The organism is Caulobacter vibrioides OR37, assembly GCF_000372645.1.
Taxonomy (GTDB): domain Bacteria; phylum Pseudomonadota; class Alphaproteobacteria; order Caulobacterales; family Caulobacteraceae; genus Caulobacter; species Caulobacter vibrioides_E.
Genome location: NZ_APMP01000025.1, coordinates 37,028 through 59,997 on the forward strand (window position 1 = coordinate 37,028; position 22,970 = coordinate 59,997).

The 22,970-nt window shown below is 67.5% G+C and carries 20 protein-coding genes and 1 tRNA gene; 11 read left to right on the forward strand and 10 right to left on the reverse strand.

Features of this window, described 5'->3' with window-relative positions; all coding sequences use genetic code 11:
* The first annotated feature begins 33 nt into the window (after positions 1-33).
* From OR37_RS16190 to OR37_RS16200, 3 genes are all read left to right on the forward strand, one after another.
* Complete coding sequence (locus tag OR37_RS16190) at positions 34-972, forward strand: prephenate/arogenate dehydrogenase family protein (protein ID WP_004622195.1); 939 nt, start codon at positions 34-36, stop codon at positions 970-972.
* A 105-nt stretch (positions 973-1,077) separates the two neighbouring features.
* Complete coding sequence (locus OR37_RS16195) at positions 1,078-1,755, forward strand: hypothetical protein (protein ID WP_004622197.1); 678 nt, start codon at positions 1,078-1,080, stop codon at positions 1,753-1,755.
* Between the two features lie 108 nt (positions 1,756-1,863).
* Positions 1,864-2,205 carry an EF-hand domain-containing protein gene (locus tag OR37_RS16200; protein ID WP_004622199.1) on the forward strand — a complete coding sequence of 114 codons (342 nt, stop codon included), beginning with the start codon at positions 1,864-1,866 and terminating at the stop codon, positions 2,203-2,205.
* Between the two features lie 63 nt (positions 2,206-2,268).
* Here OR37_RS16200 and OR37_RS20815 read toward each other — a convergent pair whose 3' ends face one another.
* The gene (locus tag OR37_RS20815; RefSeq protein WP_004622202.1) at positions 2,269-3,831 is read right to left on the reverse strand and encodes a DUF885 domain-containing protein; all 1,563 of its coding nucleotides are present in this window, start codon (positions 3,829-3,831) and stop codon (positions 2,269-2,271) included.
* Positions 3,832-3,918: 87 nt separating this feature from the next.
* The gene (locus OR37_RS16210; protein ID WP_004622204.1) at positions 3,919-5,901 is read right to left on the reverse strand and encodes a S9 family peptidase; all 1,983 of its coding nucleotides are present in this window, start codon (positions 5,899-5,901) and stop codon (positions 3,919-3,921) included.
* A gap of 126 nt (positions 5,902-6,027) precedes the next feature.
* On the opposite strand from OR37_RS16210, the gene OR37_RS16215 reads away from it, so the two are divergent.
* From OR37_RS16215 to OR37_RS16240, 6 genes are all read left to right on the forward strand, one after another.
* Positions 6,028-6,102 (forward strand) — tRNA-Gly (locus OR37_RS16215).
* 282 nt (positions 6,103-6,384) lie between these two features.
* Positions 6,385-9,105, forward strand: coding sequence for a TonB-dependent receptor (locus OR37_RS16220; protein ID WP_004622207.1), 2,721 nt, complete (start codon positions 6,385-6,387; stop codon positions 9,103-9,105).
* Positions 9,106-9,303: 198 nt separating this feature from the next.
* Complete coding sequence (locus OR37_RS16225) at positions 9,304-12,258, forward strand: TonB-dependent receptor (protein WP_004622208.1); 2,955 nt, start codon at positions 9,304-9,306, stop codon at positions 12,256-12,258.
* A 129-nt stretch (positions 12,259-12,387) separates the two neighbouring features.
* On the forward strand, positions 12,388-13,002 hold the full coding sequence (locus OR37_RS16230; RefSeq protein ID WP_235046589.1) for an RNA polymerase sigma factor: 615 nt from the start codon (positions 12,388-12,390) through the stop codon (positions 13,000-13,002).
* Entirely contained in the window at positions 12,992-13,969 is a 978-nt protein-coding gene (locus OR37_RS16235; RefSeq protein WP_004622213.1) for a FecR family protein, read from the forward strand. The genes OR37_RS16230 and OR37_RS16235 overlap by 11 nt, the downstream gene beginning before the upstream one ends.
* Before the next feature lie 78 nt (positions 13,970-14,047).
* Positions 14,048-14,644 carry an HD domain-containing protein gene (locus OR37_RS16240; protein WP_004622215.1) on the forward strand — a complete coding sequence of 199 codons (597 nt, stop codon included), beginning with the start codon at positions 14,048-14,050 and terminating at the stop codon, positions 14,642-14,644.
* A 4-nt stretch (positions 14,645-14,648) separates the two neighbouring features.
* Here OR37_RS16240 and OR37_RS16245 read toward each other — a convergent pair whose 3' ends face one another.
* The 6 genes from OR37_RS16245 to OR37_RS16270 form a co-directional block, all read right to left on the reverse strand.
* Positions 14,649-15,545 (reverse strand): TraB/GumN family protein, encoded by an 897-nt coding sequence (locus tag OR37_RS16245; protein ID WP_004622217.1) that lies wholly within the window; start codon positions 15,543-15,545, stop codon positions 14,649-14,651.
* A gap of 74 nt (positions 15,546-15,619) precedes the next feature.
* Positions 15,620-16,522: an alpha/beta fold hydrolase gene (locus OR37_RS16250; protein ID WP_004622219.1), complete on the reverse strand. Its 903-nt coding sequence runs from the start codon at positions 16,520-16,522 to the stop codon at positions 15,620-15,622.
* A 112-nt stretch (positions 16,523-16,634) separates the two neighbouring features.
* The gene (locus OR37_RS16255) at positions 16,635-16,829 is read right to left on the reverse strand and encodes a helix-turn-helix transcriptional regulator (protein ID WP_004622220.1); all 195 of its coding nucleotides are present in this window, start codon (positions 16,827-16,829) and stop codon (positions 16,635-16,637) included.
* The gene (locus OR37_RS20820) at positions 16,826-17,410 is read right to left on the reverse strand and encodes a hypothetical protein (protein ID WP_004622222.1); all 585 of its coding nucleotides are present in this window, start codon (positions 17,408-17,410) and stop codon (positions 16,826-16,828) included. Before OR37_RS20820 ends, OR37_RS16255 begins: the two co-directional genes overlap by 4 nt.
* Before the next feature lie 126 nt (positions 17,411-17,536).
* A complete protein-coding gene (locus tag OR37_RS16265) occupies positions 17,537-17,839 on the reverse strand; it encodes a hypothetical protein (protein ID WP_004622224.1) in 303 nt (100 codons plus the stop codon).
* A gap of 168 nt (positions 17,840-18,007) precedes the next feature.
* Positions 18,008-19,033, reverse strand: a complete 1,026-nt coding sequence (locus OR37_RS16270) for a 2'-deoxycytidine 5'-triphosphate deaminase (RefSeq protein WP_004622226.1) — start codon at positions 19,031-19,033, stop codon at positions 18,008-18,010.
* A gap of 183 nt (positions 19,034-19,216) precedes the next feature.
* On the opposite strand from OR37_RS16270, the gene metZ reads away from it, so the two are divergent.
* Positions 19,217-20,401 carry an O-succinylhomoserine sulfhydrylase gene (gene metZ, locus OR37_RS16275; protein WP_004622227.1) on the forward strand — a complete coding sequence of 395 codons (1,185 nt, stop codon included), beginning with the start codon at positions 19,217-19,219 and terminating at the stop codon, positions 20,399-20,401.
* Positions 20,382-20,846 (forward strand): Co2+/Mg2+ efflux protein ApaG, encoded by a 465-nt coding sequence (gene apaG / locus OR37_RS16280; RefSeq protein ID WP_035017564.1) that lies wholly within the window; start codon positions 20,382-20,384, stop codon positions 20,844-20,846. The genes metZ and apaG overlap by 20 nt, the downstream gene beginning before the upstream one ends.
* A 69-nt stretch (positions 20,847-20,915) precedes the next feature.
* Here the strand turns inward: apaG and OR37_RS16285 are convergent, their stop codons facing one another.
* A complete protein-coding gene (locus OR37_RS16285) occupies positions 20,916-21,839 on the reverse strand; it encodes an Hsp33 family molecular chaperone (protein WP_004622232.1) in 924 nt (307 codons plus the stop codon).
* A 173-nt stretch (positions 21,840-22,012) separates the two neighbouring features.
* Positions 22,013-22,948: an ornithine carbamoyltransferase gene (gene argF, locus OR37_RS16290; protein ID WP_004622234.1), complete on the reverse strand. Its 936-nt coding sequence runs from the start codon at positions 22,946-22,948 to the stop codon at positions 22,013-22,015.
* Positions 22,949-22,970: the final 22 nt, after the last annotated feature.

Below are 22,970 nucleotides of genomic sequence, written 5' to 3' on the forward strand. Positions count from 1 at the left end.
GCCGGGGAAATCGGTTTGAAGTGAGCCTTATCCATGTCTAACCCCGGCATCCTCTATCCCAAGCTCACCGTCATCGGCTGCGGCCTGATCGGCGGCTCGGTGATCCGCGCCGCGCGCCAGCATGGCGTCGTCGGCGAGGTCACCGTGGCCGACGCCAGCGAGGCCCATCGCGCCCGCGTCGTCGAGCTGGGCATCGCCGAGCACGTCACCGGCGACATCGCCGAGGCGGTCAAGGACGCCGACCTGGTGGTGATCGCCACCCCGGTGCTGTCGATCCCCGAGATCGCCGCTCAGGTGATCCCGGCCATGAAGCCGGGCGCGACCCTGACCGATGTCGGCTCGACCAAGGCCAACGTCGCCGAGGCCTTCCGCGCCCAGGACGGCGGGAAGATCTTCGCCATCCCAGGCCACCCGATCGCCGGCACCGAGCAGTCGGGTCCGGACTCCGGCTTTCCGGAACTGTTCGAGGGCCGCTGGACGATCCTGACGCCCCTCGACAGCGACGACGAGCACTACGCCGCCGCCGTCGCCCGCCTGTCGGCCTTCTGGCGCGCCTTTGGGGCCCAGGTCGAGCTGATGGACGAAAAGCACCACGACCTCGTTTTGGCCGTCGTCTCGCACCTGCCCCACCTGATCGCCTACACGATCGTCGGCAGCGCGGCCGACCTGGAGAACGTCACCGAGAACGAGGTCATCAAGTACTCGGCCTCGGGCTTCCGCGACTTCACCCGCATCGCCGCCAGCGACCCGACCATGTGGCGCGACATCTTCTTGGCCAACAAGGACGCGGTGCTGGAGATGCTGGGCCGCTTCACCGAGGACCTCCAGGCCATGAGCCGCGCCATCCGCTGGGGCGACGCCGACACCCTCCACGCCCACTTCACCCGGACGCGCGCGATCCGCCGGGGCATCGTGGCGGCGGGGCAAGAGAGCGCCCTGCCGAACTTCGGGCGGGACCGGGGGAAGAGCTAGGGGCCGGGCGAACGCCAACGGGAACGAGCATCCAGTGGAAGCCGTTATCCGCGAGGTGATCCCGGCGCGTAGTGCGACCCCGACCCTTGCGAACGGAAGATACCGATGCGCGACGCGGTACGACGCCGGTTCCTCGAGCTGCTGTGCTCGATCTACATCTACAACGAGCATCGCGGCTATACCGCCATCGACCGGATGCTGGCGGCGATCCGCGCCAGTTGGCCCGATGACGAGGCGCTGATCCGCAAGGTCGAGAGCCACCGCGCCGACGAGCGCAAGCACTATCTGATGTTCCGTCGCTGGTTCGAACGACGCGGGGTGATGCCCTTCGATATCGACCGGACGTGCGGCCATATCGATCGCTTCGTCGAGATCGTGTTCGGCTCGCCGATAGACGCCCTCGACTATCGCCTGATCGGCCGCGAGGACGTGTTCGAGCGGCTGTGCCGGGTGGTTTCGCTGACCGAGAAACGCGGCCACCGCCAGGTCGAGATCCTGCTGCGCGACCCCAAGGTGCGGGACGACGCCCAGCTGACCAAGATCTTCCGCGTCATCGAGCAGGACGAGCCCAGCCACTGGGCGCCCTACGACGGATGGCTGCGCGATCACGGACGGCGCGAGGCCAATGCCTGGGAGCGGGCGATCGACAGCTTCGTCCACGGCGAGCTCCTGGTGTTCAAGCTGCCGGTGCTGTTCCTGGCCCCGCGCCTGCGCCGCCGGTCGACCTGGCCCGACCAGCATGACGACGCCGGGGCGCTGGATCAGGTCGCGGCGCTGGCCTGATCGGCGCCAAGCCGCAGCCGTTTTTCCGTCCGTCCGCGAAATAAGCCCGCAACATTCGCGCCGAAGACTGGGAACAGGGACATCTCACCCTGGAAGGAAACACCCTCTATGCGCCGCACGCTCCTCGTCGCGCTTGCAACGCTTACTACCCTGGCCGGCGGCGTCGCCCTGGCCCAGGACGGTCCGCCGCGCGGAATGCCGGCTCCGGAAGACATCTTCAAGCGCTGGGACACCAACAATGACGGCGTCGTGGACCTGGCCGAATGGAAGGCCGCCGGCCGTCCGGAAGAACGCTTCGCCATGATCGACGCCAACAAGGACGGCAAGATCACCCTCGACGAACTGAAGGCCGCGTTCGAAAAGATGCGCCAGCGCCGGATGCAGCAAGGCGGCGGCGAAGGCGGTCCGCCTCCCGGCCCGCCGCCAGGTGGAATGCCACCCCAGAACTAAAAGAAGCGCGCTCCTACCGACGCTGCGAGCGCCGCCCGGCTTGTCCCGGGCGGCGTTTTCCATTTAGGCCAGCAGCCGCCGCCATTGTGTCGCGAACGGTAGGGTTCCGGGCAGCAGCAGGTCGGCGTGGAAGCTCCTCGGATCGAAGTCCGGGCGACGGCGCGCCGCCTCGCGGATGCGGACGATCTCCAGCCAGGCCAGACCCTGACCCGCCACGCCCCCCGGCCCGATGGCGGCCCGCTCGACGTCCTGGGCGATCGGCGCGAAGACCGGAGGCGGTCCCTGGACGCGCGCGAACCAGGCCTCGGCCCTCTGTCGGGTCCAGCCCTTGACGTGCAGGCCGGTGTCGACCACCAGCCGCCCGGCCCGAAACAGCATCCATTGCAGATAGCCCAGCTCGGCCAGCGGATCGTCTTGGAAGGCGCCCTCCTCGTCGGCGAGCTGCTCGGCATAGATCGCCCAGCCCTCGAGGAATCCGGGACAGGCCAGGCGCGCGCGCAGCGGATGCGCGCCGGCGCCCTCTTCCAGCGGGATCTGCAGCATATGGCCCGGAACCGCCTCGTGATGGACGACGCTGGGCAGGGTCCAGCTAGGCCGACGCCGAATGTCGGCCAGGTCGACATAATAGATCCCCGTGCGTCGGCCATCGAAGCTGGGCGCGTCACGATAGCCCTGCCGGGCGGCGGCCTCGTCGGCGCGAGACATCCGCGAGATCCTCGCCGTCAGGGTTCCGGACGGCGTGGCGGCGAAGGACTTGGGCAAGCGCGCCTTGGCCTTGTCCAGCCAGACGTTCATGTCGGCGACCAGCCTGTCGCGCCCGGTCTCGTCGTCGGCGTATAGCCAGCGCGGATCGCGCGCCAGGGCGGCGAAGCGGTCGCCCAGAGGGCCGGCGGCGATCCCCCGCTGGTCAAGCAGCCGCGCGGCGCGGGCGCCAAAGGTCTGGACCGCCGCGAGGCCTCGCCGGTGCGCCTCCTCCGGGTCGATGGCCGTGCCCAGGTTCTGCTTCAGAACCAGGGCGTAGTATTCGCGTCCCCACGAAAAGCGGCCAAGGCCCGCCCCTGACCCAGCCTTGGCCCTGAGGCTCGCCAGCGCCTCGCCCTGCCGCGCCAGCGCCCCGGCCAGATCGGCCGGCGCGGCGCCAGCGGCGGCGGTCAGGCCAGCCAAAACCTTGTCGATCACGAAGGCCGGCGGGACCACGCCATGGTCGGCGGCGTCGGCGCGCACCCGATCCGTTTCGGCGTCCAGCTTTCTGGCCAGGGTCAGGGGCGCGTTGCCGCTGGCCTTGATCGCGTCGGCCGCCTTCAGCCAGCTCCCGGCGCGGGTCGTGACCGCGTAGGGCGCGCCGGGGCCGGCGCCAAACGGGAAGCGGCGGGCGAACGCGGCCTCGATTTTGGAAGCCTGGAGCACGGCGTCGTAATCCAGGCGCGCGTTGGCCGACAAGCGATGGAGATCCGGAAAGGCCGCCAACGCCGCCGCCCGCTCCGCGCCCGACGCGCCGCGTTGGACCATGCCGTCCAGCAGCCGCCTCAGCGCCCCGTCCGCGGACTGGGCCAGCGCCGGCCCCGCGCCGCCCGCCATCGCCGCCGCGCCGACGGCGCCCCCAAGAGCCTGGCGGCGGTTAAGCATGGCGTCCTCCCGGGGATCGTGTCGGTCGACAGTTCTAGGGAACCTGACACCGGTGTCTAGACATCAGAGAGGGATCTGACCGACGCCTCAAAGGCCGAGCGAGGCGCGCAGGAAGCCGTCGGCCTTGTCCAGCATCCGGGCGCGGGCCGAGCTGTCGTCGAGCTGGTGATCCAGGCCTGGATAGACGACCAGTTCGACCTTGCCGCCGGCGCTCTTCAGGCGCGAGGCCATCAGGCGGGACTCGCCGACGCCGACGTTCACGTCCTGGTCGCCATGGAACATCAGCACCGGCGCCTTGATCTTTTCCGCGTTCTGCGCGGGCGAGCCTTCCTTCACGTGCGGGCCGTGGCCGATGCGGGCGTCCTCGACCTTGAAGTTGGTGAAGTCCCGGGCCTCCTCGCGGAAGGCGTCGAGGTCGGTGACCGGCGCGATGGCCACCACCGCCTTGAACAGGTCCGGGTCCAGCACCGACGACTGCAGCGCCGCGTAGCCCCCGTAGGACCAGCCGACGATCGCCAGCTTGCCCGGCGCGGCGATCCCCTGGGCGCTCAACCAACGACCGGCGTCGTTCACGTCGCCGATGGCGGTGCGCCAGGACTGGAAGCCATTGTTCTCGAACCAGGCCTCGCCATAGCCGGCCGATCCGCGAAAGTTCGGCTGCAGCACCGCGAAGCCGCGATTGGCGAAGTACTGGGCCAACCAGTCGAAGCCCCATTCATCCCGGCTTTCGGGACCGCCGTGCGGCATGACGATGGCGGGGATGTTCTTGCCGTCCGAGCCCGGCGGCAGGGTCAGGTAGGCCGGGATATCGGTTCCGTCGGCGGCCTTGTAGGTGATCGCCTTGACCGGCGAGAGCTTGTAACCCGCCAGTTCAGGCCGTCCGGGCATCACCTCGGCCAGGCGCTTGGCGGCGCTGTCGAACAGGTAATAGCGCCCCGGGTCCACGTCCGTGCCAGCCCAGAGCAGCAGCTTCGTCCCGTCCTGGCTGGCGTCCACGAAGCGGATGTCCGGCTGACCCAGGGCCTTGGACAACGCCACCGCCGTCGCCTTCAGCTTCGGATCGAAGAACTCGACCTGCCGGCGATCGGTGGCGTAGCTGGCGCCCACGACCCGGTGATCGCGGCCCACCCGGATCAGGCGATCCACATCGACATCGCTCCGAGAGACCAGCACCTCGCGCTTGCCCGAGCCGTCCAGGGCGACGCGAACGACCGCCAGATGGCCGTTGACCCATTCGAAGCCATAGGCCGCGTTCAGCGCGCGGTCGACGTCGGTGGGCTCGAAGCCGGTGCGCGCGTCCCCGTCATAGCTGGACAGCGGCGTCCAGGGTCCGCCGCCGGCCGGGCGATAGAAGTAGTTGACCTTGTTGGTCATGTAGCCGCTGGTCGCCCTGGGGCGATGCCCGTAGATCCGCACCGCGCCGTGCTGGTCCGAGATATAGACCTCGACCGCCTCGCGAGGCTGCTCGACGATCGTGCGTTGCAGCGTGTTGGTGTCGACCTTCTCGACGGCCAAGCCGCGCTTCTGGTTGGCCAGCAGCGTGCCGGTCGAGTCCTCCTCATGGAACGCCCGGCTCATCAGCACCGAGCCGCCGTTCGGGTCATCCGCGAGCCAGTCGATGACGCCGCCGCCGAACTGGCGATATTCCAGCGTGTAGTTGTTGGACGTCGCGCTCAGCTCCTGGACCTTGGTCCCGTCGGCGTTCACGGCCACCATCCGCGTGAAGACCATGCGGACGGCGTCCTGCTTGGTCACCATGTAGATCTGGCACACCAGACGCGTGTTCGAGGCCCAGCCGCAGTCGGTCAGCCTGTCCGGCCGGCCCGATGACGTGAGGATCGGCTTGGGCTGGCTCTTCCCATCCAGGCGCGCGACGAACAGAGCATTGGCCTGGCCATCGGCGAGCGGCTGGATCAGCGCGATCGACTGACCATCGGGCGAAAGGCTGGCGTCCAGCACCGCCGGCCGCGCGCCGAAAGCCTTCGCGGCCGGATCCTCCGCCGCCACCGCGACGCCGGCCGACGCCAGACAGACCAGACCGAACACGACGCCCCGAGCGAACTTCGACATAGGATACTACTTTTGATGAATCCCCGAACGGATCGCCACTAGAGGTCAAGCCGACCGGGAAAATCAAGTCGCCGAAACGTCCGCTTGAGCCGGCGGGCAAGGCGGGCTAAACGAAGCATCCCTTCGGCGGGCGTAGTTCAGAGGTAGAACGTCAGCTTCCCAAGCTGAATGTCGGGGGTTCGATTCCCCCCGCCCGCTCCAAGGCTTTTCCCCTCCCTTCTTGAAACGCGGAATTCGCGACCCCGCGCGCCGGCCAGGGCGTCGCGTGGAAAAGCGGACGCCGGCTTTCCGCGAGAGCGACGCCTGAGCAGCAACCCAGCGCGAGCCCCGCGACGGCCAGATCCCAGCGCGCAGCCGTAACCGTCGCAAATAATTCGCAAAATTCCCGGGGCTCGAACTGTCCCCGATCGCCGCTCCGGCGGCTCCCCCGCGTGACGGCCGATCGCGCCGTCGGACCTGGGGAAAGCCTGCAAGGGATCGGCCATGCGCAAGACGCACAAGTTTTATCTGCTGACCACGACGGCCGCGGCCGTCTGCCTGCTGAACGCGCCGATGGCGCTGGCCGCCGACACGGCCGCCGACGCCGCGCCGGTCGCGACCGCCGGCGACGACAACCAGCTGGAGGCCATAGTCGTCACCGGCTTCCGCGACAGCCTGATGCATGCGCGCGACATCAAGCGAAAGGCCGTCGGCGCTGTCGATGTCATCGTCTCCGAAGACATCGCCGCCTTCCCCGACCTGAACCTGGCGGAATCGCTGCAGCGCATTCCGGGCGTGACCATCTCGCGCGACAGCGGCGAAGGTCGCCAAATCACCCTGCGGGGCCTCGGCCCGGACTTCACCCGCACCCAGCTTAACGGCATGGAAGTGCTGGGGAACACGGCCTCGGGCATGGACAACCGCGGCGGGGTCAGCCGTTCGCGCGCCTTCGACTTCAGCCTGTTCGCCTCGGAACTGTTCGACCGCGTCACGGTGCAGAAGTCCTACGCCGCCGAACAGGACGAGGGCGGTATCGGCGGCACGGTGCAGCTGTCGACCGCGAAACCCTTCGATTACAAAGGCTTCAAGGCGGTTCTGTCGGCCAAGGCCCAGCAGAACAGCAATGTCAGCGGCAAGACCTCGCCCCGCGTCGTGGGGCTGATCTCCAACCGCTGGGGCGACTTCGGCGCGCTGGCCTCGATCGCCTACAGTGAGAGCGACTCCAACGAATTCGGCTATCGCAGCTTCAACTGGGGCCCGATCCGCGCCAATCCCGGGAATATCGGCTCGGGCGTCAGCGCCGCCGACGCCGCCCGGCTGACGGCCGCCACCGCGACCATCTACGCCCCGCAGGCCGACACCTATTCGACCTGGTACGATCACCGTAAGCGCCTGGGCGCGACCGTGTCCTTGCAGTACGAGCCCGGCGACAAGCTGAAACTGGCTTTCGACGGGCTGTACAGCCAGCTCGAGAACAGCCGCCAGAACTTCGCCCTGGCCACCTCGGGGGTCAACAGCCTGACCGGGAACATCACCGGCACGCAGGTGATGCAGAGCGCCGTGATCCAGGGCAACACCCTGATCGCCTCCAGCTATACCGGCGTTGATCTGCGCAGCGAGTTCAACCGCGAAGAGGACAAGACCAAATTCTATCAGCTGGGCCTGAGCGGCTCGTACCAGGCGACCGAAAAGCTGCTGTTGTCGGGCCTCGTCGGCTATTCGAAGTCGGACTACCACCTGCCGGTCCTCGACAAGGTGTTCCTGGAGTCGAAGAACCACGCCTTCAGCTTCGACGACCGTCCGGAAATGCCGGTCAACACCTATGACGCGGGCCTGACCGATCCCAGCAAGTGGGACCTGATGCGGATGGACACCCAGGAGAACCGCATCTCCTCGGAGTACAAGAACGCCAAGTTCGACCTGGACTACGCCCTGAACGCCATCTCCAGCGTCAAGGGCGGCGTCTCGTACAAGAAGTTCGTCAACAGCGGCGCGCAGTGGTCGGACAAGGAGTTCAAGAACGTCCCGGCCAACACGATCATCTCGAACGACCTGAAGCTTGTCGTGCCCTACAAGTCGCTGGGCGCGTACATCGTGGGCAATGTGGATCCGGTCTACGCGGCGATCGGCCAGGTCCGCGATCTGGAAGCCCAAGGCGCCAAGTTCGCCACCCCCGGGACCAACTACACCGTCACCGAAGAGACCAAGGCCGCCTATCTTCAGTACGAGCTGAACACCGAGATCCTGGGCAAGGGCGTCCGCGCAAACGCCGGCGTGCGCTACTATTCGACCGAGCTGACCTCGGACGGCACGCTGAACACCGGGACCAGCCTCCAGCCGGTGTCGATCCAGCATAAGTACAGCGGCTGGCTGCCGGCCTTCAATGTCGCGGTCGACGTCAACGAGGGCATGGTCGCCCGCTTCAGCGCCAACCGCGACATCAGCCGCCCCGCCCTGGGCGACCTCGCCGCCGCCGGCTCCCTAACGACCGCGCCGTTCGGGGGCACGATCAGCACCGGCAACCCGAACCTGACGCCGTTCACCTCGGACTCGGTCGAAGGCTCGCTGGAGTTCTACGACGGCAAGGTCGGTTCGTTCACGATCGGCGTCTTCTACAAGAAGCTGAAGTCGTTCATCACCGCGCAGACCAGCATCATGCCCTACTCGCAGACGGGCTTCCCGCTGTCGTTCCTGCTGCCGGGCCAGGACGGCACGATCCCCTATAACGTCAGCCACCCGGTGAATGGCCCGGGCGCCGACATCCAGGGTCTGGAAATCGCGTTCCAGCGTGACTTCACGTTCCTGCCGGCGCCGTTCGACCACCTGGGCGTGGTGGCCAACGGAACCTATGCCGACGGCTCCTCGCCCGTGATCATCAGCGGCAATTCGGTGAACCTGCCGCTGTTCCAGCTGTCGAAATACACGGCCAACGCCACGATCTACTACGAGACCGACAGGTGGGGGATGCGCCTGTCGAGCGCCTATCGGGACAAGTACCTGGACGGCGCTGGCGGCAACGGCAACATCGGCAGCGGCTACAAGGCGACGAACAACATCGACTTCGCCGCGCACTACAACGTGCTGCCGAAGCTGAAGCTGACTCTGGAGGGCCTGAACCTCTCCAATGAGCACAGCATCCAGTACACCGACGTCAACGCCAAGCGCACGACGGTCAATGTCAGCAGCGGCCGCACCATCCTGGTGGGCGCCACCTACGAGTTCTAACGCCTTCGAAGATCCCCTGAACTCGCGGGCCGTCGTCCCAGCCGGGGCGGCGGCCTTTCTTTAGGTGGCCGTGGAGCGACGCCGGGCGGTCCCGGCGACGCCATCCACGGAACCTTCAAATTAGTGACATGCGCCTTTTGTAGAGGGTTCCCCAGGCCGCCAGGAAGCTTTGCTGGCGTCCGACTTTCGGGGACCTTGATGGCCGCACGGCGCGCCTGGCTGTCGCGATCGGGGGCGAGCCTTCTGGCGGGTCTGACCTGCGGCGTCGTGGCGGCCCCCGCCTTCGCCGCGCCGGCCCAACACTTCGCCATCGCCCGAGGCGATCTCGCCCAGGCTCTCAACGCCTTCTCCCGCCAGGCCGACGTGCCGGTCATGACCCTGGCCGACATCCACAACCGCACCAGCCAGGGCGTCAGCGGCGTTCTGACGCCGGAGCAGGCGCTGAACCGGCTGATCGCCGGCCAGAATCTGCGCGCCGTGGCGGCCGGCGGCGGCTTCGTCCTGCGCGAGGCGCCCCCGCCTTCCTCGCCCCCCGCGGTCGTCCGTCGGGCGACACCGCCCGAACCGGCGATCGAGCTCGATACGGTCGTCGTCACCGGCTTTCGCGAGACCCTGCTGCACGCGCGCGACCTGAAGCGCCGCGCCACGGGCGACACCGAGGTGATCCTGGCCGAGGACATCGCCGCCTTCCCCGACCTGAACCTGGCGGAATCCCTGCAACGGGTGCCGGGCATGACCATCTCGCGCGACACCGGCGAGGGTCGCCAGATCGCGTTGCGGGGCCTGGGCCCCGACTTCACGCGCGCTCAGCTCAACGGCATGGAGGTCTCGGCCTCGACCGCTTCGGGCATGGACAACCGGGGCTCGGTCAGCCGCACGCGGGCCTTCGACTATTCGATCTTCGCCAGCGAGCTCTTCAACAAGGTCACGGTCTGGAAGTCCTACGCGGTCGACCAGGACGAGGGCGGCATCGGCGGCACGGTCGCGCTGCGCACGGCCAAGCCGTTCGATTATCCGGGGGACAAGCTGGCCTTCTCGGCCAAGGGCCTGACCAACAGCGCCACCAGGACGGTCAGCCCTCGCGTGGCCGCCTTGGTCTCGCGGCGATGGGGCGACCTGGGGGCGCTGGTCTCGGTGGCCTATAGCGAGAACGACGCCAACGAATACGGCTATCGCAACTGGGGCTGGACGCCGGTGACGTTCGGCGCGGCCAATGTCGCCGCCACGGTCGATCCCGTCGTCGCCAATCGACTGATCAATGCCACGGGCGCGGGCCGCGTCGTCGCCCCGATGGCCGAGAGCTACTCGACCTGGTTCGACCATCGCACGCGGCTGGGCGTCACGGCGTCGCTGCAATACGAACCCGGAACCCGCGTGAAACTGGGCGCCGATCTGTTGTATGGTCGCCTTTCCAACGATCGCGACGAATTCTCGCTGGCCGCCGCCGGCGACAATCCGCTGACCGGCGACGTCAAGGGAACCCAGCGCCTGCGCGGCGCCGTGATCCAAGGAAACAGTCTCGTCCAGGCCGACTATTCCGGCGGCGTCGATCTGCGCACCGAACATAAGCGCTCGGAGGACACGACGGTCTTCCTCCAGGCGGCGATCAACGGCGAGATCCAGGCCGCCGACAAGCTGAGGCTGCGCGGCATGGCCGGCTATTCGAAGTCGGACTTCGAGGGGCCGGTCTTCGACAAGATCTTCCTGCAGGCCAGCGACAAGGCCTTTTCGTATGACCTGCGCGGCGGCAAGGCGGTCAACACCTACGGGTTCGACCCGGTCGACCCGGCGCAATGGAGCCTGATGCGGGCCGACACCCGCGAGGATCAGGTGATCAACCAGTTCACCACGGGGCGCTTCGACGTCGACTACCAGGCCGCGCCGACACTCTCGATCGAAGGCGGCGCGCAGTACAAGTCGTTCCGCAATGACGGCTACACGCGTCGCGGCCGCTCGGACTATCCGACCGGGACGTCGGCGGCCCAGGCGGTCAAGGAACTGGTCTTCCAGAAATCCCCGAGGCTCTACATCGTCGGCGACGTCGACGCGACCTTCGCGCGCCTGGGGGTCAATCGCGATCTTTCGACCGCCGACGATCTCCCCGGCTCCGATTTCTCGATCACCGAAAAGACCTGGTCGGCCTATCTGATGATGCGCGCACACGGCGAGACCCTGGGTAAGACCTGGCGCGGCGACCTCGGCCTTCGCTACTATGACACCGACCTAACCTCGGACGGACTGGTCAATACGGGTGTCCAGACGCGGCCGGCGGTGATCCACGGCCGATACGACGGCGTGCTGCCCGCCCTGAACCTGGCGGTGGATCTCGGCCCCTCGGTGGTGGGCCGGCTGTCGATCAATCGCAACATCAGCCGCCCCAGCCTGGCGGACCTGCGGGTGGCGGGCAATGTCAACTCCGCGCCGTTCGGCGGCACGATCACGTCCGGCAATCCGAACCTGCGCCCGTTCCTGGCCGACGCCATCGAGGGGACGATCGAGACCTATCAGGGCCGCGCGGGCTACTTCGCCGTCAGCGTCTTCTACAAGCGTATGGCCTCGTTCATCACCACGGCCACCAGCGCCGTAACCTATGGCTCGACCGGCTATCCGTTGCAGTTCCTCGCCCCAGGCAACGGGCCAGACACCATCTACACGTTCGTGCGACCGGTGAACGGCGACGGGGCTTCGATCAAGGGCCTCGAACTGGCTTGGCAGCGCGATTTCACCTTCCTGCCCGCGCCGTTCGACAAGCTGGGCTTCGTGGGCAATGTCACTCGCGCCGCCGGCCGCTCGAACGCCATCGTCGACGGCCAGTCGGTGATGCTCGACCTCTTCCAGCTGTCGCGCTGGACCTCGAACGCCACGCTCTACTACGAGACCTCCGGCTGGGGCGCGCGGATCTCGTCGGCCTATCGCTCGGGCTATCTGGACAGCGCGGGCGGCAACGGTTCGATCGGCGCCGGTTATCTGGCCAGCAACAACATAGACTTGGCGGCCCACTACAACACGACCGGCGGTCTGCGGATCGTGCTGGAGGGCGTCAACCTGACCGACGAGCCGATCACCCAGTATTCCGACATCACCGAAAAGCGCCTGACCGCCCGAACGGTCAGCGGCCGCACCTTCACCCTTGGCGTGACCTACGAGTTCTAGAGCGTGATAGCCGAAAGTGTGAGCGGTTTCGGCGGTTATCACGCTCTAAATGTTTGATTTAGAGCCTTATTTTTCCGCTCGAATGATTCCATTCGAGCGGATAAGGCTCTAGGAGCGAGCGCCGACACCGTGACGAAAAAGCTGTTCTCGCTGTCCCCGTTCGCGCGATCCGCGCCTCTACCGTCCATGGACGCGCGCGCCACCCTGCCGATCGGAAACGCCATGAAGGACGTCCTCGAGGCGCTTCGGCCCCACGAGCGCAAGCTCGCGGCCTACATCGCGCGGCGCTCCAAGGACCCCGCGCGCGCCGAGGACATCTTGCAGGAGACCTTTCTCACCGTCATGCGTCAGGCCGGAAAGCAGGAGATCACCCAGCCCCTGGCCTATGCCTATCGCGTGGCGGACTCGCTGATCTACGCCCAGGCCCGCCGCGACCGGCGCGAAGAGCCGATCGGCGACGAGGACTTCGGCTGCGAGATGCCTCTGCCCGACGCGGTGCTGGAGCACAAGCAGCGCGCCGCAGTGTTCGAGGCGGCGCTGAAGCGGCTGTCGCCCCTGCGCCGCGATATTTTCATCCGCCGTCATCTCGACGGTCAGTCACGACAGGCCATCGCCGACGATCTGAGGATCAGTCTGGAGTCGGTCAAGAAACACCTCGTGCGGGCCATGACCGAACTGGCCGGCGCGATGCAGGACGCGGCGGTCAACGCCGCGCGAGAAGGGAGCGGCCGCGATGCGCGCTAACGACAACTGGCGGCTGCCGTCCGAAGAGGAACTCGAGATCGCCGCCGACTGGGCCGATCGCCTGCCCGAGTTGACCGCCGCCGAGCGTAGGGAGCTCGAATCCTGGCTCGCTGGCGGTCCCGGCCGCGCCGCCGCCTTCGCGCTGATGCGCGACACCCGGCGCGACACTGCCCTGGTCGAGGCCGCCGAACGCGTGCGCGCCGCGCCTCGCGCCAAGCGCTTGCCGCGCCTGGGCCTGATCGCGGCCGGCGTCGCCTTGGCCGCGGGCCTGTCGGGGGCTTTCCTGGTTCGCCCCTATCTGACGGCGACCGAAACGCCGCTGGAACTGACGACGCCCTTGGGCCAACGCGCCGAGCATCGGCTGAGCGACAAGTCCGTGGTCAGCCTGGCGGCCGACACCGGCGTCTTCGTCCGCTACAGCCACGGCGCCCGCGACATCGACCTCAAGAAGGGCGACGCGATGTTCCAGGTGGCGAAGGACAAAACCCGCCCCTTCAACGTCCAGGCCGGCGACACAACGGTCACCGCCGTCGGCACCACCTTCGAGGTCGAGCGGGTCAGCGACGCCGTCCAGGTGCGGGTCTTCGACGGCGTGGTGCGCGTCAATCGCGACGGCGCCGAGCGCAGCGTCAGCAAAGGCGAGTGGCTGATGCTGGTCGCCGATCGCGCGCCGGTCCAGGGCCGCCTGGACGCCGAAAGCTACCAGGCCTGGCGCTCGGACTGGCTGGACGCCGACGCCATGCCGCTGAAGTACGTGATCGCCCGCCTGAACCGCTACACGGCGCAAAGCGTGTCGTTGCACGACCCGTCGCTGGGCGACCTGAAGGTCACCGGTCGCTTCAAGCTGGATCGCCCGGCGGAGTCGCTGACCATGCTGGCCGCCCTGCTGGACATGCGGGCCGACCCAGCCGGCCGCCGCGTCTATCTCACTCCGAAGCGATCGGCCAAGGCCGAGCCCAAGACTTAGCCGCCCCACCCGCTTCATTGACCTTCGGCGGCTTCGAGCGCACGATCACCTCAAACAGACGTTTGGGAGAGAAACGCCATGGCCGACGGGGAAGACCATCCGCGCGCCCAGTTCCATGCCATGACCGAGGGCACGGCCGAGGACTGGAGCATCATCGCCGGGGCGTCGATGCAGTTCGGCCGCGAGCTGCCCACCCGCTTGGTCGCGCATCTGAATCTGTTGAAGGGCGACTGCGGCGGCTTCCCGGTGGACCGTCTGGAGCACAGCCTGCAGACCGCCACCCGCGCCCACCAGGCCGGCGAGGACGAGGAGTATGTCGTCTGCGCCCTGCTGCACGACATCGGCGACATCCTGGGCCCGCGCAATCACGCCGACATCGGCGCGGCGATCGTCCAGCCTTTCGTGTCGGAGCGGAACCACTGGATGGTGGCCAAGCACGCCATCTTCCAGGGCTATTACTTCTTCCACCACCTGGGTCTGGACCGCGACCTGCGCGAGCAGTATCGCGGCCACCCGGACTTCGAACACACGGCGAAGTTCTGTCACCTGTATGATCAGGCGGCGTTCGACCCGAACTTCAAGTCGATGCCGCTGGAGGCCTTCGAGCCGATGCTGCATCGGGTGATGAGCACGCCCAAGCGCTCGCTCTACATGAACACGCGCGCAGCGGAATAGCCGCCTACTCCACGCGCTCGGCGGTGACGCCCAGCTTGGCCAGCTGAGCCTGCACGCTGTCGGGCCCCACCAGATGACCCGAGCCGACGGCGACGAAGCTGACGCCCTTGCCGGCCAGCTTGGTCTTCAGCTGCTGGGCCCAGTTCCGATTGCGCTGGACGATCAGCAGGTCATAGAGCGCCGGATAATCGCCCTTCATCTCCGAGACGAAGATCGACTCCAGGGTCTTGGTGTCGCCGGCGGCCCAGGCGGCCACCATCTGGTCGATCTTGCCCACGCCCTCGTCGGCGTCCTTCAGGCTCTGGGCCAGGAAGTCGGCCTCGGTCTTGGGCGGCAGGTCGGCGAAGAAGCGGATCTGCTGCTCGGGGGTCTCCAAGGCGTTCTCGGCCTTCCCGGCCGCGACGGCGTCCTTGACCAGCACCTGCTCGACGCCGCTCTTGGGGTCGTAGCCGGCCTTGATCACCGGGGCCAGGGACAGCGACACCGCCGCCATCCAAGGCCGCATCATGTTCAGCACCTGAGGCGGCACGCCGCCCAGCTGGGCCAGTTCGCTGGCGTGCTTGAACTGGTCGGGAGTGATCTTGCCAGACAGCGGATGCTCGCGATCCAGGCCGTAGGTCATGACCAGGGGCTGCATCACGGCGGGATCGTCGGCGCCGATGATCTCCAGCGTCAGATCGCCGCTGTCGGCCAGGGCCTTGTCGATCTTGGCCGAACGCCACTGGGTCTCGGGCCGCAGCACGTGGATCGTGCCGAACAGATAGATCGTCGAGTCCTTGTCCTTGATCGCCCACAGCGCCGGTTCGGCCTGGGCGACGCCCGACCAGACGAGCCCGAGGGCCAGGATGGCGACCAGGCTCAGGGCGAACCGGCGCGCCGACCAACGAAGCTTGTCCAGCATGGATTTTCCTTCCGACCGAGCCCTATCCTTGGAGCGCGTCGCCGGCGGGCGCAAGGACCGCCGGCGTTCGAAAATCAGTCCTTCAGGAAGGCGTCCACCGCCTCGGCGAAGGCCTTGGGCTGGTCGAACATGATGAAGTGACGGCTGTCGTCGATCCGCTTCAGCTTGACGCCGGGCAGGTCGGCATAGGCCTTGGCGTAGATGCCGTCGACCATGGCCACGGGCGCGCCGATCGACGGGTCGAACGGATAGAGCAGCGTGGTCGGCGTCTTGATACCGGCCAGGCCGGCGCGGGCGTCGGTGGTCATCAGGTCGTACATCGCCCGGGCCACCGCGCCGCGATCCGAGGTCTTGGACCATGCGATGACGGCCTTCAGGCCCTCGGGCGACTTGACCATGCCGGGCAGCACCGCGCTGGCCTGCTGATCCTGGAAGGCGGCCTCGTCCATGGCCAGCACGGCGTCGCGCAGGGCGGCGGCGCGGGGCTTGGCGCTTTCGGCCGTGACGCTGGACGACATGGCCGCCGAGAAGAACGGCAGGCTGTCGACGATCAGCAGGCGACCGACATCCTCGGGGTGTTGCTCGGCCAACTCCAGGCCTGTGAAGCCGCCCATGGAGTGGCCGATCACGGCCGGGGCCTTCAGATGGTTGGCCTTGATATAGGCGTCGACGGCCTCGACCACGGGCTCGACGACCGGGCCCTGGGCGTTGCCAGCCACCGGCGCGCCGGCGAAGCCCGCGACCTGGACGACGTGGACGCGGTGCGTGGCTGAAAGCTGCTTCACCGTGGCGTCCCACACCGCGCCGGACGAGGCCAGACCCGGGATCAGCACCACGTCGGGACCCTTGCCCGAGACGCTGACGGTGATGCGGTCGGAAGACGGGGCGGCGTGGGCGCGGCCGCCAAACACGCCGATCGCGGCCAATATGGCCAGGAAGATAACCAGAAAGCGGTTGCTAAACGGCGTATCGTACATCGCGCTTCTCCTTGAAATTCAGGCGTGCGGAAGGCTCCGGCGCGACGCGCCGAGCGGACGGATGGGAGGTTGGTGGGAATGTCGGCGTCCCTATCGGCGGGACGCCGGGTTCTCAGGCTTCGTCCTGGAAGATCGCTTCGATCGGCTGCTCGAACAGCCGGGCGATCTTGAAGGCCAGCGGCAGGCTGGGGTCGTACTTGCCCGTCTCCAGGGCGTTGATGGTCTGGCGGGAAACCTCCAGCCGTTCGGCCAGATCCGCCTGGCTCCAGTCGCGCTCGGCGCGGAGCACCTTGAGGCGGTTCTTCATTGGTACCGCCTCCGAATGAGCGGCTGGCTCGCGCCCCAGGCCGCGCAGAACAGCGGGAAGACCAGGAAAGCCGGCGGCGCGGGGACCACCTCGGCGTTGCTGAGGAAGCCCCAGACCGTCGACACCGCCAGCACCGTGGCCAGGCCCCAGAGCATCGCCTCGACGCTGACCGCGCGCTCGAACTCGTCCGGCTCTTCCTTGAGGTAGAGGCCGATGATGCCTAGCACGCCCAGGATCGGAATGGCCGGCGCCACGGCGACCAGCCACAGCAGCGGTCCGGTCAGGCCGCCGTGCTTCAGCAGCATGACCGAGCCCAGCAGCGTGACGGTATAGATGATCATCGTGATGGACAGGCGGCGACGATAGCGCTGCATCGCGGGGCCGGGCCGGCATTGCTTGATCCTGGCGCTGCCGAAATAGACGTAGGCCACGAACACCATGCTCCAGACGAAGACGGCGATCACCATCGCCGCGCCGCTGAGCACGTGCGAAAGCCCCAGGGCGACGATCAGACCGGTCAGCACGACCACGCCGACCATGAACAGCGCCGTCCTGGGCCAGGTCGGTTTCTCATTTTCCATGACAAGCACCCCTCTCTATTTGACAAGCACACTTGTCATCCATGGGCGAGGCCATGTCAAGCATCATTGTCATATTGTCAGGCGTTGCCGACTAAACGACGGAGACCCTTGACCTTTAGGCGCGCTTCAAGCGGCTTCCCGGCCCAGAAAAGGATCGATCGTCAGAGCGTCGGCGGTCAGGCCGCGCCAATGAACCGCCTCGAAGCGCCTGGCCGGAAAGGCCAAGCGCAGAACGCCGGAACGCTGGCGCGGGACCAGCTCCCAGCCATACCGCGAGAAGCGGTCGCCGAAGTCGGACCAGCGGATCACTCGTCCCTCGGCGTCCTGCCGCCAGACAGCCTTATCGCAGCCCGGAATGCGCCCGCACCGCTCCCAGGCCTCGACCCGGCCTTGCAGGATGACGAACGGGTCATGGGCGATAAGGGCCATACAAGGGGGCTCCAGGGGCTGCCGCTGTCCTTTCGCGGCGACGGAGCTGAGTCGCGCCCCGGAAGGACGAGACCTAGAATTTGTGTAACCGCACAGACTGTCCACCACATCTGGTGCGGCGGGTTGCCGCGCGGCGCGGACCGCAGCCGGCGGACTTTCGTCCCAGGACTATTTCCAGGCCTTGAAATGCTTGGACAGTTTCAGACCCTGGCGCTGGTAGTGCGAGCCGCCCTCGCCGTACAGGCGCTTAGGCCGCGCTGTCAGCGGCTCATAGACCAGCCGCGCCACCGTCTGGCCGTCCTCCAGCAGGAACGGCGTCTCGTGGCTGCGGACCTCCAGCACCCCCTTGGAGCCCGTGGCCAGGGCTTCCTCCGTGCCGAAGCCCGGGTCGAAGAACCCCGCATAGTGCACGCGGAACTCGCCCACCGACGGGTCGATCGGCGTCATCTCGGCCGCCTCCAGCACCGGGATCTCGATATTGTCCTTGGAGGCCAGGATGTAAAATTCGCCCGGATCCAGCAGCAGCTCGCCGTGGCGCGCCTCCAAGGGCTCCCAGAAGTCGCGCGGATCGTGACCGTCCTCGTGGTCCAGGTCGACGACGCCCGCGTGGCGTCGGCCGCGGAAGCCGACGACGCCGGTGTCCGACAGCAGATCCACCCCGACGCTGCGCGTCGCCAGCTTGGCCGGCTCGCCGCGCTTGAGGCGCAGCTGGTTCAGCCGCGTGCCCGCCCTGACCAGCACCGAGAAGGTCTGCGGCGCGATCTCGATATAGAGCGGCCCCGTATAGCCGGCGTCGACGTCGTCGAAGGCGCGCGAGTGGTCGGTCAGCAGGCGCACGAACACGTCCACCCGCCCGGTCGAGCTCTTGGGGTTGCCGCGCGCCGACACCGTCATCGGCAGGGTCAGGCGCTCCTGGATCTCGGCGATATAGACGCAGCCCTTTTCCAGCACCGCGCCCCGAGTCAGGTCCAGCTCGTGCATGGCCACGTCCTTGAGCCGCTCGGGCACCTTGCGCGACAGGCCGGGCAGGAACGAGGCGCGGATGCGCCAGGCGCGCGCGCCCAGGCGCAGGTCGAGGCTGGCGGGCTGCACCTGGTCGACGTCGAAGGGCGTGGCCGAGGTGATGGCCTCCTCGGCGATCAACTCTTCGATGGTTTGGCAGGGCAGAATCCCTGCGGCGTGGGCGTCGGTCATCGGCGGGACACTCGCCAAACCGGACCATAAAGGCAAGGCGAGACCTCAACCCTTGAAACCACTCGCCTGTGACAATCGTCTTTTCGCCTGTGACAATTCTCCGGTCGCGGAAGAGGTGTTCGCCCTTGACCCGGGCGCCCTCGCCGCTCTCTATGCCCGCGTTTCAAGCGTAGGAGACCGCCGGTGGCCGAGGACCCCAAAGACTGGGACGTCGCGACGAAGCTTATTCGAGGCGGCATCGCGCGCTCGCAGTTCATGGAAACCGCCGAGGCGCTCTATCTGACGCAAGGCTTTACCTACGACAGCGCCGAGGGCGCGGACCGTCGGTTCGCCGGTGAAGATCCCGGCTTCGTCTATTCGCGGTTCAACAATCCGACCGTGAAGATGTTCGAGGATCGCCTGGCGCTGCTGGAAGGCGCCGAGGTGTGCCGCGCCCAGGCCACGGGCATGGCCTCGATCCATGCCTCGCTGATGGGTCTGGTCAAGGCCGGGGATCACGTCGTGGCGGGCCGCGCCCTGTTCGGCTCGTGCCGCTGGATCGTCAGCGAGTGGCTGCCGCGCTTCGGCGTCGAGACCACCTTCGCCGACGCCACCGACCTTGCGGCCTGGGAAGCGGCGATCCGCCCGAACACCAAGGCCGTGCTGATCGAGACGCCCTCCAACCCCGTGCTGGAGATCACCGACATCGCCGCCGTGTCCGAAATGGCCCACGCCGTCGGCGCCAAGGTCATCGTCGATAACGTCTTCGCCACGCCGATCTTCCAGCAGCCGCTGAAGCTGGGCGCGGATGTGGTGGTCTATTCGGCCACCAAGCACATCGACGGCCAGGGCCGCGTGCTGGGCGGGGCGATCCTGACCAGCGAGGCGATCAACGAAGAGTTCTATCGCGACAGCCTGCGCCACACCGGCCCTTCCCTGTCGCCGTTCAACGCCTGGGTGATGCTGAAGGGCCTCGAGACCCTCGACCTGCGCGTGCGTCGCCAGAGCGACACCGCCGCGGCCCTGGCCGACGTCATGGCCGAGCATAAGAAGGTCCAGACCGTCCTTTACCCGTTCCGCGAGGATCATCCGGGCTATGAGGTCGCCAAGAAGCAGATGAGCGGCGGCGGCACCGTCATCGCGCTGGACCTGGGCTCGCGCGAGGCGGCTTTCAAGTTCCTAAACGCCCTGGAGATCGTCGACATCTCCAACAATCTGGGCGACGCGAAGTCCATGGCGACCCATCCGCCGACCACCACCCACCGCTCGGTGCCCGAGGAGCAGCGTCCGCTGCTGGGCGTGACCGAGGGCGGCGTGCGCCTGTCGGTGGGCCTGGAAGGCGTCGAAGACCTCAAGCGGGATGTGATCCGTGCGCTCGATCAGGCGTGAGACCTCCCCGCCGATGCAGCGGATGCGCCGGCGTCGCGGCGGCGACGCCTCGATCTATGAGGCCCGAACGCGCGACATCGTCGTGCGCGTTTTCCCGACCTACGCCCATGAGGAGTCCTCTCCCGAGGAGGGTCTCTATCTCTGGTCCTACACGGTCGAGATCGAGAACCATGGCGACGAGACCGTCACACTGGTGTCGCGCCGCTGGACCATCACCGACGGCTTCAATCGCGTGAACGACGTGGAAGGCCCCGGCGTGGTCGGCGAGCAGCCGGAATTGAAGCCCCGGGAGGCCTTCCGCTACGTCTCCAACTGTCCCCTGCCCACGCCCTCCGGCGCGATGAAGGGCAGCTATCAGATGATCAACGACGTGGGCGAGGTCTTCGACGTGGCGATCCCCGAGTTCTCGCTGCACATGCCGGGCGCGGCGCTGAAGCTGAACTGACGCGACCTTCCGACAAAGAAAAGCCGGCGCCTTCTCAAGCGCCGGCCTTGATCCTCGCGGGCGGTCGAATCACGCCGCCGGCGCTTGGTCCTTCGGCGGATCCAGCTTGTAGACGCGCGAGCAGTACTCGCAGGTCACGTGGATCTTGCCGTCGGGTTCGATCATTTCCTCGACCTCCTGGGCCGAGAAAGAGTCCATGACCACGCCGATGCGGTCTTCGGAGCAGCGGCAGAAGGCCCGCAGCGGCTTTTCGTCCAGCAGACGCACGCCGTCCTCGTTGAACAGCCGCCACAGAAGCGTCGGGGTGGAGACGGTCGGGTCGATCAGCTCGTCCTCGCCCGTCGTCTCGAACAGCGCCTGAACGTGAGTCCAGGCGTCCTGGGTGTCGCCGCGCGCGGCGTCCCCGGCGATAACCTGAATGAGAATGCCGCCGGCGCGCCACTGGGAGCCCTCGCCGGTATCGACCTGACCGACGGCTAGGCGAATGCGGGTCGGGGTCTGTTCCGACTGCTGGAAGTATTGCTCCGCGCACAGGGCCAGGGTCTCGCCCTCGATCGGGGTGACGCCCTGATAGCGGTCCATGTCCGGCCCCTGGTCCAGGGTCATGATGAACACGCCGCCGCCCAGCAGGGTCTTGGCGCCAGGCCGCGCGAAACCCTCCGAGGCCTTGGCGACCTCGTCCGGATCGAAGCGGCAATAGCCGCGCAGGCCGCCGCTGGTGTCGTAATCGACCACGACGTAGCGCACAGGCCCGTCACCCTGGGCCTGGATGATCAGGCGGCCGTCGAACTTCAGGCTGGAGCCGACCAGGGCGGCCAGGGCGCAGGCCTCGCCCAGCAGGTTGGCCACGGGATCGGGATAGGCGTGCCGCGTCAGCACCTCGTCGACGGCCGCGCCGAGGCGGACGACGCGACCACGCACGGGCAGGCCTTCGATCTGAAACGCGGAAACGACGTCGTCGAGGACGCTGGTGTTGGGAGCGATTTCGGTCATGGGGAGGCTAGATAGGTGAGCGGGGAGAGAATTGCGAGGGGACGCTCCTCCCCCGCGTCGCGGGGGAGGTGGCCCAGCGGGCCGGAGGGGGCTAGTACGGCCGACCTCCAGCTCGCCCCCTCCGTCGGCTTCGCCGACACCTCCCCCGCAATGCGGGGGAGGATCTTGGACAGCTACCCGATCGCCCCGAAGCACCAAGCCAGCACCGACTTCTGGGCGTGGATGCGGTTTTCCGCCTCGTCCCAGACCAGCGAGCGCGGACCGTCCAGCACGGCGTCGGTGACTTCCTCGCCCCGGTGGGCCGGCAGGCAGTGCAGGAAGACGCCGTTGGCGGCGGCCAGATCCATCAGGGCGTCGTCGACCTGATAGGGCTCCAGCGCCGCCAGACGCTCGTCATGGTCGGTGTCGCCCATCGACACCCAGGTGTCGGCGACGACGACGTCGGCGCCGCGCACGGCCGCCTGGGGGTCGGTCGTCATGCTGACCTTGCCCCGCAGGCTCTCGGCCCGCGCCAGGTCGTGCAGGTCGGCGTGATAGACCGCCGGACAGGCGATCTTCAGCTCGAAGCCCAACAGCGGCGCGGCGTGGATGAAGCTGGAGCAGACATTGTTGCCATCGCCGACCCAGGCGATCGTCTTGCCGGCGATCGGACCGCGATGCTCCTCGATGGTGAGGATGTCGGCCATGATCTGGCAGGGATGGCTCTTGTCGGTCAGGCCGTTGATGACCGGCACGCTGGCGACCTGGGCGAAGCGCTCGACGTCCGCGTGGCTGTTGGCGCGGATCATCACCGCGTCGACCATGCGCGACAGCACCTTGGCGGTGTCCTCGATGGTCTCGCCGCGCCCCAGCTGCATGTCGGACGCGGTCGAGATGATCGACGCGCCGCCCAGCTGGCGGATGGCCGCGTCGAACGAGAAGCGGGTGCGGGTCGAGTTCTTCTGGAAGATCATCGACAGCACGCGGTCCTTCGCCGGCGCGTCGGCGTCGACCTTGCCCTGGGGCCAGCCCTTGCGGGCGGCCTTGCGCGCATGGGCGTCGTCCAGCAGCAGGCGCAGGGTCGCGCCGTCCAGCTTCCACAGGTCGATGAAGTGACGGGGGTGAGTCATCGGACTATCCCTATTTCCCGCC

Coding starts and splice junctions, on each gene's coding strand:
- OR37_RS16190 (WP_004622195.1), top strand. CDS start 34: ATGTCTAACCCCGGCATCCTCTATCCCAAGCTCACCGTCATCGGCTGC.
- OR37_RS16195 (WP_004622197.1), top strand. CDS start 1,078: ATGCGCGACGCGGTACGACGCCGGTTCCTCGAGCTGCTGTGCTCGATC.
- OR37_RS16200 (WP_004622199.1), top strand. CDS start 1,864: ATGCGCCGCACGCTCCTCGTCGCGCTTGCAACGCTTACTACCCTGGCC.
- OR37_RS20815 (WP_004622202.1), bottom strand. CDS start 3,831: ATGCTTAACCGCCGCCAGGCTCTTGGGGGCGCCGTCGGCGCGGCGGCG.
- OR37_RS16210 (WP_004622204.1), bottom strand. CDS start 5,901: ATGTCGAAGTTCGCTCGGGGCGTCGTGTTCGGTCTGGTCTGTCTGGCG.
- OR37_RS16220 (WP_004622207.1), top strand. CDS start 6,385: ATGCGCAAGACGCACAAGTTTTATCTGCTGACCACGACGGCCGCGGCC.
- OR37_RS16225 (WP_004622208.1), top strand. CDS start 9,304: ATGGCCGCACGGCGCGCCTGGCTGTCGCGATCGGGGGCGAGCCTTCTG.
- OR37_RS16235 (WP_004622213.1), top strand. CDS start 12,992: ATGCGCGCTAACGACAACTGGCGGCTGCCGTCCGAAGAGGAACTCGAG.
- OR37_RS16240 (WP_004622215.1), top strand. CDS start 14,048: ATGGCCGACGGGGAAGACCATCCGCGCGCCCAGTTCCATGCCATGACC.
- OR37_RS16245 (WP_004622217.1), bottom strand. CDS start 15,545: ATGCTGGACAAGCTTCGTTGGTCGGCGCGCCGGTTCGCCCTGAGCCTG.
- OR37_RS16250 (WP_004622219.1), bottom strand. CDS start 16,522: ATGTACGATACGCCGTTTAGCAACCGCTTTCTGGTTATCTTCCTGGCC.
- OR37_RS16255 (WP_004622220.1), bottom strand. CDS start 16,829: ATGAAGAACCGCCTCAAGGTGCTCCGCGCCGAGCGCGACTGGAGCCAG.
- OR37_RS20820 (WP_004622222.1), bottom strand. CDS start 17,410: ATGGAAAATGAGAAACCGACCTGGCCCAGGACGGCGCTGTTCATGGTC.
- OR37_RS16265 (WP_004622224.1), bottom strand. CDS start 17,839: ATGGCCCTTATCGCCCATGACCCGTTCGTCATCCTGCAAGGCCGGGTC.
- OR37_RS16270 (WP_004622226.1), bottom strand. CDS start 19,033: ATGACCGACGCCCACGCCGCAGGGATTCTGCCCTGCCAAACCATCGAA.
- OR37_RS16285 (WP_004622232.1), bottom strand. CDS start 21,839: ATGACCGAAATCGCTCCCAACACCAGCGTCCTCGACGACGTCGTTTCC.
- argF (WP_004622234.1), bottom strand. CDS start 22,948: ATGACTCACCCCCGTCACTTCATCGACCTGTGGAAGCTGGACGGCGCG.